Source organism: Streptomyces sp. NPDC047072 (genome assembly GCF_040643855.1).
In the GTDB taxonomy this organism is placed as follows: Bacteria; Actinomycetota; Actinomycetes; order Streptomycetales; family Streptomycetaceae; genus Streptomyces.
Window position 1 is genome coordinate 103,078 of record NZ_JBEYVC010000016.1, and the last position, 9,985, is coordinate 113,062.

Below are 9,985 nucleotides of genomic sequence, written 5' to 3' on the forward strand. Positions count from 1 at the left end.
TCTCCACATGGGGAAGCCGCCGTTCAGTGACGGTAGAGGCGCGTCGTGCGGACAACGGGCGGCATCGCCGCAACTAGTCAATCAATGCGTGTACTTGACGCATCACCGAAGGAGAACGGACCACATGGCCAGCACCCCCCGGCCCGACTTCGCGCGCGTGGCACGCCTGCGGGGCGCCGAGCAGGGAGTACTCGACGAAGCAGCCCGCCAGGGGTTGATACCCGAGGACATCGCTCACGCTCTGACCGAGCCCGGTGTCAGTGACCTTCTCCTGTTCCAGGGGTTCGCCGTGGTGGCGGACCTGGACGCCCTCGCGGGCCCCTCTTCGGGGTTCGTGGACGTTCCGCGTCATCTGACCGACAGCGAGGTCCCCGCGCGCGTGGACGTGGCGGACACGGCGCAGTGCGCCGCGCTGTACCGCAGACTCCTCGTAGGCGGGACCGCGTCGGAACAGGCAGCACTGATCAACCGTGAGGTTCTGTGCCAACTGTGGCCGCGACGGCTCGCCCCGCAAACCGTCGCGGAGGTGTGGGAGCGACGGTTCGCGGAGCTGACCGCGCCGTGAACACCGAAGCAAAGCTCACGGTCGCCCGCCTCGTTCTGGACTCATGCGGCCAGCTCGGCTACCACCTGTCCGGCTCGCTGGCGCTCCATGCCCTCGGCATCGCGGGGGCCCGGTCCGCAGACGACATCGACGTGTTCACGGACCAGATTCAGGCCCACGCCCCGGCCGTACGTGCCGCTGTCATAGGCACGCTGACCGCCCGCGGGTACCGAGTTGAGGAGGCCCGGACCTGGGCCTTCCACCCACTCGCGCAATGCGACCAGAACGGCGACCTGCTGGTCACCCACCCCGAGTACGGCACGGTCACTGTTCAAATGGCCCGCATGACCAGCTACTTCGCCCCCGCCACCGTCAAGGCGACGCCCGTGGCAGCCGTAGGCGACCTCCTCTACGGCAAGCTGGAGGCTCCTGAACACCGCCTGGCCGCCAAGGACTTCGTGGACCTGGCCGTGCTGACCAGCCATCTGGGACAGGGAGCCGTCGACTCTTACCTGGCCGACTACGTCACCGGGATCGCAGGGCTCCGGCAGATCCCCGAGACGCAGGTGCGCGAGGACCTGTACGTCCGGCTGGCCCAGGTCGCCGACATCCCGGACGCGGCCTTCGCCAGCTACGGGTTGGCCCCGCAGGCCGTGACGCTACTGCGTGCCGACCTGCTGGCCTGGGCCGAGCGCATCGCACCAGCCGAGATCAGTCAGAGCCGCCTGGAACCAGGCGTGGCCGCCGGCTTGGAGGGCATCGGACAGACGGACGTGCTGGCCGCCCTGACCCGACTGGCACGCGCGGACTCCCTGGCCCTGCTGAGCCCGCCCGAGCTGAGCAGCCGGCGCGGCCAGATCATGGAGACGGCGCTGACCGCCTCCTACGGACTGCGGCAGCTGGCCGAGCAGCTCCCCGAAGGCGCACCGGTTCCCCCGGACACTGCCGAGGCGATGCACCATGTTCAGCAGCTCCTCGACGAGGTGCAGCGCATCACCCTGGAAATCCAACGGCGCTCCCGGCTCACCGCACGCCAACGTGCGGAAGAGGCCGCCGTGCGGCGCGCACTGGCCGAGCAGCTCGATACCGACCCGAGCCCGGACCCGCACCACGCCGCGACCGAGCTGATGGTGCAGGTGGGTCGGCGCCGTCGGCACGCCGAGGCTGAGGAAGAACTCCAGCACCACCGTCCGCAGACCGGTCCCGGCTATGGAGGCGTACGGACATGACCGCCCTGGAAACCACCGCGCCACGAGACGAGCCCGGCCGTCCTCAGTCATCCGACGCGAACAGCGCCGGGGGTGACGGCACTTCCCGCCGTGACCGAGCCGACCGCGTACAGCTTGCGGACAAGGCACTGCCCCTCCGCATACTGCGCGACCAGGCCACCAACTACGCCGCGCTCTTCGCCCGGGCCAGGGCCGAGGTGGGCCACGGCCAATGCCTCTGCCAGACCCCCGCCCTCCGGCTTGTCATCCGGTGCAGCCGGGGCGGCCGCTACCACCTGGCCGGATGGCCCGGCGAGGGCGAACTCCACGATCCCAGCTGCAGTTTCCACAAACTCGCCTCCGAGCTGACCGGCCGCGACGCGTACAGCACGGAGGCCATCCGTGAGGACGACGAGGGCGTGGCGATCCGCTTCAGCGCCGCCCTCGCCAGAAAGCTCAGCGACCCGGAACCGGCGAAGGCATCCACCGAATCACGCGAGGGACGCGCACGCCGGACCGTCGGACTCCTCGGCCTTCTCCACTGGTTGTGGGAGTCAGCCCAGCTCACTGCGTGGCACCCACGCTGGCGCCGACGCAGCTGGTGGATCTGCCACGCGCGACTGAGCGAACAGATAGCCGGATGCTCGATCAACCACGAGAACCTGGCCGACGCCCTGTACGTCGTGCCGCCCTTCCGCAAGGAGTACGCCCGTCGCAACACCGCTGCCTTCGAGACCTTCCTCATCACCCGGCTGAAGCAACGTCCCGACACCCAGCGCCGCGGGCTCATCCTGGGCGAGATCAGGGATACCAGCCCCACCCGGTACGGAGTCCGGTACACGCTGGCTCACCACCGCGGCGCCCTGTTCGCGACCACCGCTCTCGACGAGCGGCTACGCCGCTCGTACCGCCCGGCCTTCTCCAATGCCGCTGCTGAACACGGAGCCCGCCGGATCGGCCTGTTCCTGGTCGAACTCAGCCCCAAGGGCAACGTCAAGGTGGTCGACATGGCGGCCATGCTGGTCTCCGAGCTTTACATACCCGCCGACTCCAGTCATGAAGTGGCGATGGCGAACGCCCTTACCGACAGCGGACGTGCCTACGTCAAGCCGGTGCGGTACGACGGAAGCGATCTCGTGTTCCCGGACTTCGTCCTCACCGACACACACCCCCACTCCTATGTAGAGGTCTACGGAATCCACGGCAGGGAGTCCTACGACCGACGCAAGCGGATCAAGCAGGCGCACTACCAGCGGCAAGGAGCCGAGCTTCTTGAGTGGGACGTAGCCGACTCAATCCCCAACGTGCGACGCCGCTAGCCGCCGTCGCGAACAAGCTGCGAACCCGTAAGCGACATGCCGCCCCGTCCGAAACTAATGAAGTCACCAAATGATCACACCGGGCTCGTCAAGTACGCGCGGGATGACGAGTTTTTCGCCGACGCCTCCTTGGCGGTCTCCTTAGCCGCCGTCACCTTCTTGGCGGTCGCCTTTTTCTACCGTCACCGATTTCTTAGCTGCCGCGGCCCGACGGCGCCACCGTGGAGTAGCCTCACGCCGCTGCCCCGGATTCCGTACGGGTCCTCGCCGTACACCGGGGGCGGATCGCGACGGTGACCCAGCACCACTACCTCCACGACACGGAGATCACCGACCTGCCTGGAGGGCTCGTCGACCCGGCGGAAGAACCTGCTGCCGCCGCCCGCCGGGAACTTCAGGAAGAGACCGGCCTGCGCGCAGCCTGGCTGTATCCGCTCGGCGCGGTAGCCACGGCTCGCGCCACCAGCACCGAGACCGCGCACCTCTTCCTCGCCCACGGCTGCACCGAAGGCCCCGTAGCCCTGGACCCCGGCGAGCCGGTGCGTACGCAGTGGTGTTCATGGCACGACCTGTCGGAAACCGACCTCATGGCCGCGACAGACACAGCGCCCCGGACGCTCGGCGACGCGGCATCCCTCGCCGCCGTCCACCAGGCAGGGGTGACGCTGCGGGCCGTCGGTGGCCCCCTCCCCACCGGCCGGGACGGCCTTCCCCGAGCCGCATACGCCGCCTACACCGTGGCCGCGCTGCGCGATCCGATCGCCGACGACCGTCTCAGCCTGACCTGGCTGGACCTGGCTGTCGGCCGGTACGCGCAGGGCGCGGCCATCCTGGCGGAACTGGAGAAGACGTACAACGGGCCGGACTCCGAGGACGCCTGGATACGCGCGGCCAACCAGTTCTCCGAGATAGCCCGGCCCAGGTAGCCGGCACACGGCACGCACGCCGCGCCTCGCCCGCGCCATCACTACAACACCCGCCGCCCCTGCCCGTGGAGGGGACTCCAGCCGCTCCAGCCGCTCCGGCCACGGACGTGAGTCGAACAGACGTGCCCACCGGCCCGGTATGCTGCCCGCCGGGAGGCGGCACTTCACCTCCCAGAACAGGACACACCATGACCACTCCTCCGCCGCCCATCACCGAGCCGGACCCGTCCGCGCGCGTCTGCTCCAGCGACAAGGCCGGACCCTGCACCGGCTGCCGGCGCACAACCCACCGGTACGCCAACGGCGGGTCACCGCTGTGCCAGTGGTGCATGGAACCCGTGCAGGCCCGCTGGGGATCGAGCGTGCGCTTCGTCAACACCCGGCCGTAGCCCCAGCAGGCCCACCCCCAGGTCTGTGCCGCCAGGTGGGCATCCGCGATCAGGTGTGTAATGGGAAACGAAGGGTGGTCCAGGCGGAGAGCAGAGCCATGAGTGACCACGCGCAGAATCCCCGACTGCCGGGCACGGCGAGCACGGACAAATGGAAGGCGCCCCAGTGGGGTGCGGAGATGCCGCCCCGGATGGTGTTCCCCGGCTACGGCAAGCCGATCGCCCCCGAGCAGCGGGAAGCGGAGCTGACGCGGTTCGTCGGCTGTATGACGGCGCAAGGGTGGACCGAGATCCACCGCATGCCCGGCGCCGCGCTCCTGGCCCAGGTCCAGCACGCTGACAGCGCGACGGCCGTGGGCGTGGGCGCGACCGGCGTCGCGGCCGGTGCGACGGTGGGCGGAGTCGGCCTCCTGGGCGTGCTGGGCGGCATCGGCATGATCGTCTTCGGGGTGCTGCTGACCCTCACGATCATCGGAGCCGTCATCGGGATCCCCATGGTCGTCGCGGGCGCGGCCGTCTTCACCGGGGGCACCGCGGCCGCCACCGCCGGCGGCGCGGTCGGCGCGGCCGGTATGGCGGTCGGCATCAGCGGTACCGCCTCCCACGATCTGACCCTGCGCGTTCACGTCTGGACCGATGAGACCGGACGCATCTTCACCAAGGGAGCCTGAACGCCCTTTCCTTGGCGGGTAGTTGCGGCGCCGGAGCGGACTACATCGCCGCAGGAGCCGCGTGAGAGACGATGGCCCTCCGCCGGACAGGGGCAAGGTTGCCGCTTCGGCGTGGCATGATCCCCCCACCGTTTTAGGCCGTGGGGGGATCATGCGCTTGACGAGGGAAGTACGCCAGCAGCTGCTGGAGCAGAACGAGGGCTTCGAGGTAAAGACCTGCACCAGGGAAAAGAACTTCGTCGAGTACCGGCAGTACCTGATCACGGGAGGGGAGTTGCGTATCCGTTCCAGCGGCAAGACGTCATGGGCAGACAGCCGCTTCGATAACGAAGCCGTCGCCACCGACGAGCAGACACGCCGGTTCCTGCGGGAGCACCTCGCCGAGCTGAACACCGACGGGGTGTAGGGGAATCCTGAGCCGACCGCGCAGCACCCCGGTACGGTACAGCACTGACGACAGCCCAAGGAGCGGCAGACCGTAGAGTTCTGCGCCGCATGGCAGCCTCACACGGCGAAGAGCAGACTGGCTTCATGGACCCGTACGTCGGCCCTGCCACCGTCATCATCGACGGCGATGAACATGAGGTCGCGGCATCCCTGTGGCCCATCAGAACAAGGCACCCCACTCCAGCCAGACGCGGCCGTCGCCGCTCGGCTAAGGGCGGCGTCAAGTGGGACGGACTGCTGGCGCCGGCCACCGAGGCGGCGGCCTGGGCCATCCGGCGGGCCCTCGACCCGGAGCTGAAGCTGCCGAACGGACGCCGGGGCAGCTTCACGGTGTGCACCAAAGTGGCAGAGTTGATCCCGATCGAGATCAGAGGAAACGGCGCACAGCCGTTCTGAAGCGTAGTTCCAGGCGCCACGAACCTCCGCCGCTGGGTAGCTAAGTCGGCGATGCGCAGTTCGGTGTCCGGGCGGCAGATCGGGCAGGCGGGCACTCCGTCGGTAGCGAGGAGGCGACGCGCGTCTTCCCTGCCGACCGGCCGTTTCCGGCGGCCAGCGATACCGCAGTCGCCGATGTGCACGGCTACCGGATGGCCGGTGCCACGGTGGAGTTCGAGGATCCAGTCCGGCACCGGAGGGCGGCGTGCCCGACCCCGTGCTTCTTCCGCGCGGCGCTGCCGCAGGTAAGCGGCCTTGTTGTCGATGCGCTCCAGCCACATGGAGTGCCAGATCCGTAGAGTCTCGAGCTGCTCCAGGGAGTCGGGGAGATCTCGCGAGTGATCGAACATATTTTTGATTCTAGGGTGATGCCCCCGCGCGTTCGACGTCCCGCGTCATCGCATCTTGAGCGTGTGCCAACGAACCTTGACGGATGCGAGTTCGCGTCACCGAAGTTTGATTGCGCTGGCCATGTCGCACGTGCAGTCAGAGAGTCACACCAAGCCTATGGCTGGCCGGGAAGCAGCTCTTGCAACTGCTGCACCAGGCCATTCACGTCCAAAGGAACGTTGGACCCAGGCCCCGCCGCGATCGTCTGGACCAGCAGGGCGACGACCTCAGCCCTCTTCTCATCGGGCAGACCCGCATCAGCCAGCAACCGCTCTGCCGCCAAGTAGCGGGAGAACTCCAAGGGTTGGTCGAAGTACGCCTTGAGGTGGTCAGCCGCAGACTGCTGGGACTTCACGAATGTCTTGCTGATGAACCCGGCCAGCGCCGCCGAGACCGCCCCGAGCCCGCCCGTCACGATCGCGCCGGCCGTGTTGCGAATATTCAAAGCCAGAACGACAAATAGCACCAATAACGCGAAGCCGACCCCCATTGAGATCTGCGCACTCACGAACGATCTGCGCGCCTGGTTCGTAGCAATCTCGTGGTAAAGGTCCAGCCGACGATGAGTCAGCGACCACAACCGAGCCAGCGCTAGATCCCGGCGATCGTGTTGCGCCTCTGCCTCATCCCGGGCCGCCGAGGGCTCCCCGGTCATCGCGATCGCCGGTCCGGAGCGAGCAGCTAGGGCCCCTTCCACTCCGCGCTCGGCCGCGCGAACGGCTTCACGGCCGGCATCGATCGCTCGATCGGCTTGACGCTGTGTCGCCCATGCGGAGAGAGCGGCCGCCCCCGCAGTCACAGCCGCAATGGCTGCACCCAGCCAGGCCGCCACGGAATCACCCGCTGGGTTTGCAGTAAGCCAGGCGGCACCCCACGCAAACGCCCCGACCCCGGCTCCACTAGCCACAGTGATGCCAACCCCGCGACCGAGCCGCGTCAACAGTGACGACCAGGAACTCTCTGGCGACGGTCCATTACCCATAGCCGACCAGCATGGTCAGCAAGCATCAGCACCGCCACAGGAATCACAGAATCAAGGTCCGTCAGCGGAACGACCACCCGAGCGCGCCCCCGCAGTCTCGCCGCCCAAGCTTCGATGACACCTACTCAAGGTTCGACGACACAAGACATCCGATGCCCATGCCATCCACATCTTGCGTGCGCGCCATCACCCCTTGACGGGGCGAATCGGCGTAGCCGGGGCCTGATCGACCGAGTCAGGATCGCTCCGTGACGTCGTCGAAGCCCGCGCGCCGGGAACATGTCGCTTACGGTCAACCCATGATGGACGCAACCTCTGGTACATCGGCAGACGAACTTCGAGGGCTGGTGGGAGCAGCCGCAGTGGAGGGGGCGCGCGCCGAGTTCGCCCTGCGAACCCTCCTAGTAGGTCTTCTCGACTCGCAGTACGCGGAGATCGTTGCTGCTGGCGTGCCGGTGAGCACTCTGATCGCCAACTGCCGGGCGATCACCTCCGTGCACCTCGATCTCGACGAGCAGCAGCGGAGCATGGTGAAAGGCTGGCTTGGCGACATCGACGGCTTGATGACGGCCCGCAATCGCCTCGTGCACAGCATCCTGGCGATTGACCAGTCCGATCCCGCCGACGAGCAGGCCCAGCGGATCACGGCGCTTTACTCGAAGTACCAGAAGCCGGGGCTGTCGGCGACCATGTCGCTAGACGAGGCTCGCGAGGTGGCAGGAAAGCTGCGGACCGCCACGGACGCCTTGCTGCTGTGGACGTTCTCCACCCTGCCCGCCGCCTCCCAACAGCAGGTGCACCCCCTGTAGCCCGGGTGGCGGGCCGTGGCCGACGGGAGCACCTTGGGAGAATGCCGAACCTCACGTACCACGACACCGCCACACTGATAGTGGGCGACCACCAGGTCGACGTAACCGCAGACCTCCGGGCTTTCGGCCCCGCCAGCGCCCGCGAATGGGATGGCACTCTCCACGACGTACCAACGCACCTGATCCACCAGCTGGAGAACAGCCCGGTTCACCTACGCCTCACGAATGGCGAGGAACGCCCCGTCTGGCCACAGGACGACACATACCTTCACGGCGAGGAGACCGCCTCCGTGCCCATTTCCGGTGACGGACTCCCTCCGTTCTAGCAGTCGAGCCGAGGGGCGCCTACGACCTCGGTGGCACGCATTCAACTTCTCCGACACTCGCGCGTTCGATTGTACGTTCGATATCGTGGTGGTGGAGGTGGGTGATGGATGAGCGGGGAGCAGAGGGAGCGCCGGCCGGGTGTGGTGATGCATGTGCGTTGCCCGGAGCGGCTCCCGGAGGAGGCGTACCGGCAGGTTCTGGAGCAGATGGAGGAGCTGTCGCCGGTGGTGCAGGCTCTGCCGCCCACCGCGGCCCTGGCCGATCTGCGGGGCGCACTCCGCTATCACGGTGCGAGCGCTTCCCAGCTGGGGGACGTGCTGCGGCTACGCACGGTCTCCCGTTACGGCGTCGACGTCCGCGTCGGCATCGCCTCGACCATCACCGTCGCCGCGACAGCCTCCGCTCAGGTCCCGTACCCGGGCGGTGTCCTGGCGGTCGAAGCGGCTGACGCCGCGGAATGGCTGGCGCCGCTCTTGGTGGAGGAGCTGTACGGCGTCGGCCCCCGCCAGGCCGCCGTCCTCCGGCGGTACGGCGTCGACCGGGTGGGCGTGCTCGCCGCGCTGCCGGCCACGACCGTGCAGCGCCTGCTGGGCAAGGCGGGCCGTACGGTATTCGATCGTGCCCGGGGCATCGATCCCCGTACGGTCACGCCTCGTCGCCTGCCCGCCTCCGTGAGCGTCCGGCACCGGTTCCCCCGCGATGTCCTGGACGGGGCTGAGGCACGCTCGGCTCTGCTCGGGCTGGTCGTGCAGCTCGGTGTCGAGCTGCGCCGCCGCGGGCAGGCTGCGCGGGGGCTCACGCTCTCCCTGTCGTTCGCGGGCGGGCCAACGTGGGAGAAGAGCCGCCGCCTGGTTGAGGCGTCCGCGCATGAGGACGACCTGCGTCAGCTCACCTACCAACTCATGGACGCGGCGGGCCTTCAGCGGGGCCGGCTGACCGGGCTCGCACTGCGCGGCGAGGACTTGATCGACGGCGACCAGGCGGCTGAACAGCTCAGTCTCGACGCCGCCCGGCACGCGCGTCTTGCGGGTGAGGCGGCGTCCGACCGGATCCGTGAGAAGTTCGGGCCGAACGCGATCGGACCGGCCGCCACCTACCGGCCAGCTTCCTGAAGCCGGACAGGAGGCCGGTGCGGAGACGCTTGCTGTGGCGCTCGTGCGGCACGGCGCCGAACAACCGGCCAGGGAGTTGACACGCTACGGGGCCCATGTGGCCGTGGGCACAACCTCGCATACGCGTACCGGGAGGCGGGGGACCTGGACCGGGCCATCGCACTACATGAACGCACCCTCGCAGACAGCGAGCGGGCGTTGAGCCCAGGCCATCCGATGATCGCGAACGTCCGGGCGAACCTGGAACGGGCGCGGTCCACATAGCGGTTCCGGAGGCGGCCGTTGGGCCGATGTAGTCATCTGCCCTGCGGGGTCGTGAGTGGAAACTCGCCTAAAGGTTGTCCCGTAAGCGATCTTGGAATTGGTGATGGGGTGGTGGCGGCCCCGGCTGCTGGTCTATCCGGCGAGGGCGAGGTTGTGGAGGCG

The 9,985-nt window shown here is 68.3% G+C and carries 10 protein-coding genes and 3 pseudogenes; 11 read left to right on the forward strand and 2 right to left on the reverse strand.

The window, feature by feature from the left end; all coding sequences use genetic code 11:
* The first annotated feature begins 124 nt into the window (after positions 1 to 124).
* The 8 genes and pseudogenes from ABZ896_RS10195 to ABZ896_RS10230 all read left to right on the forward strand — a co-directional run bounded on the left by ABZ896_RS10195 (position 125) and on the right by ABZ896_RS10230 (position 5,900).
* Positions 125 to 565 carry a hypothetical protein gene (locus ABZ896_RS10195; protein ID WP_360924927.1) on the forward strand — a complete coding sequence of 147 codons (441 nt, stop codon included), beginning with the start codon at positions 125 to 127 and terminating at the stop codon, positions 563 to 565.
* Positions 562 to 1,773 carry a hypothetical protein gene (locus ABZ896_RS10200; protein WP_360924930.1) on the forward strand — a complete coding sequence of 404 codons (1,212 nt, stop codon included), beginning with the start codon at positions 562 to 564 and terminating at the stop codon, positions 1,771 to 1,773. Before ABZ896_RS10195 ends, ABZ896_RS10200 begins: the two co-directional genes overlap by 4 nt.
* Positions 1,770 to 3,071: a DUF1173 family protein gene (locus tag ABZ896_RS10205; RefSeq protein WP_360924933.1), complete on the forward strand. Its 1,302-nt coding sequence runs from the start codon at positions 1,770 to 1,772 to the stop codon at positions 3,069 to 3,071. Before ABZ896_RS10200 ends, ABZ896_RS10205 begins: the two co-directional genes overlap by 4 nt.
* Positions 3,072 to 3,343: 272 nt before the next feature.
* A pseudogene (locus ABZ896_RS10210) lies at positions 3,344 to 3,997 on the forward strand (NUDIX domain-containing protein); the annotation flags it as partial.
* Positions 3,998 to 4,185: 188 nt separating this feature from the next.
* Positions 4,186 to 4,386, forward strand: a complete 201-nt coding sequence (locus tag ABZ896_RS10215; protein WP_360924936.1) for a hypothetical protein — start codon at positions 4,186 to 4,188, stop codon at positions 4,384 to 4,386.
* 98 nt (positions 4,387 to 4,484) lie between these two features.
* Positions 4,485 to 5,057 (forward strand): hypothetical protein, encoded by a 573-nt coding sequence (locus tag ABZ896_RS10220; RefSeq protein WP_360924939.1) that lies wholly within the window; start codon positions 4,485 to 4,487, stop codon positions 5,055 to 5,057.
* Between the two features lie 151 nt (positions 5,058 to 5,208).
* Positions 5,209 to 5,463 carry a hypothetical protein gene (locus ABZ896_RS10225; RefSeq protein WP_360924954.1) on the forward strand — a complete coding sequence of 85 codons (255 nt, stop codon included), beginning with the start codon at positions 5,209 to 5,211 and terminating at the stop codon, positions 5,461 to 5,463.
* Between the two features lie 125 nt (positions 5,464 to 5,588).
* Complete coding sequence (locus ABZ896_RS10230; protein ID WP_360924957.1) at positions 5,589 to 5,900, forward strand: hypothetical protein; 312 nt, start codon at positions 5,589 to 5,591, stop codon at positions 5,898 to 5,900.
* A 65-nt stretch (positions 5,901 to 5,965) separates the two neighbouring features.
* On the opposite strand, the pseudogene ABZ896_RS10235 reads toward ABZ896_RS10230, so the two are convergent.
* Both ABZ896_RS10235 and ABZ896_RS10240 read right to left on the reverse strand, forming a co-directional pair.
* Positions 5,966 to 6,289, reverse strand: a pseudogene (locus ABZ896_RS10235) (DUF6233 domain-containing protein); the annotation flags it as partial.
* A gap of 155 nt (positions 6,290 to 6,444) precedes the next feature.
* Entirely contained in the window at positions 6,445 to 7,161 is a 717-nt protein-coding gene (locus ABZ896_RS10240; protein ID WP_360924942.1) for a hypothetical protein, read from the reverse strand.
* Between the two features lie 449 nt (positions 7,162 to 7,610).
* Between ABZ896_RS10240 and ABZ896_RS10245 the strand changes: the two genes are divergently transcribed.
* From ABZ896_RS10245 to ABZ896_RS10255, 3 genes and pseudogenes are all read left to right on the forward strand, one after another.
* Positions 7,611 to 8,120, forward strand: coding sequence for a hypothetical protein (locus tag ABZ896_RS10245; RefSeq protein WP_360924945.1), 510 nt, complete (start codon positions 7,611 to 7,613; stop codon positions 8,118 to 8,120).
* A gap of 434 nt (positions 8,121 to 8,554) precedes the next feature.
* Positions 8,555 to 9,559, forward strand: coding sequence for a hypothetical protein (locus ABZ896_RS10250; RefSeq protein WP_360924948.1), 1,005 nt, complete (start codon positions 8,555 to 8,557; stop codon positions 9,557 to 9,559).
* A gap of 120 nt (positions 9,560 to 9,679) precedes the next feature.
* Positions 9,680 to 9,823 (forward strand): annotated as a pseudogene (locus tag ABZ896_RS10255) (tetratricopeptide repeat protein); the annotation flags it as partial.
* Positions 9,824 to 9,985 lie beyond the last annotated feature (162 nt).

Excerpts from the sequence above, each read along its gene's own strand:
- ABZ896_RS10195 (WP_360924927.1), top strand. The coding sequence starts at position 125 with ATGGCCAGCACCCCCCGGCCCGACTTCGCGCGCGTGGCACGCCTGCGG.
- ABZ896_RS10205 (WP_360924933.1), top strand. The coding sequence starts at position 1,770 with ATGACCGCCCTGGAAACCACCGCGCCACGAGACGAGCCCGGCCGTCCT.
- ABZ896_RS10215 (WP_360924936.1), top strand. The coding sequence starts at position 4,186 with ATGACCACTCCTCCGCCGCCCATCACCGAGCCGGACCCGTCCGCGCGC.
- ABZ896_RS10220 (WP_360924939.1), top strand. The coding sequence starts at position 4,485 with ATGAGTGACCACGCGCAGAATCCCCGACTGCCGGGCACGGCGAGCACG.
- ABZ896_RS10225 (WP_360924954.1), top strand. The coding sequence starts at position 5,209 with ATGCGCTTGACGAGGGAAGTACGCCAGCAGCTGCTGGAGCAGAACGAG.
- ABZ896_RS10230 (WP_360924957.1), top strand. The coding sequence starts at position 5,589 with ATGGACCCGTACGTCGGCCCTGCCACCGTCATCATCGACGGCGATGAA.
- ABZ896_RS10245 (WP_360924945.1), top strand. The coding sequence starts at position 7,611 with ATGATGGACGCAACCTCTGGTACATCGGCAGACGAACTTCGAGGGCTG.
- ABZ896_RS10250 (WP_360924948.1), top strand. The coding sequence starts at position 8,555 with ATGAGCGGGGAGCAGAGGGAGCGCCGGCCGGGTGTGGTGATGCATGTG.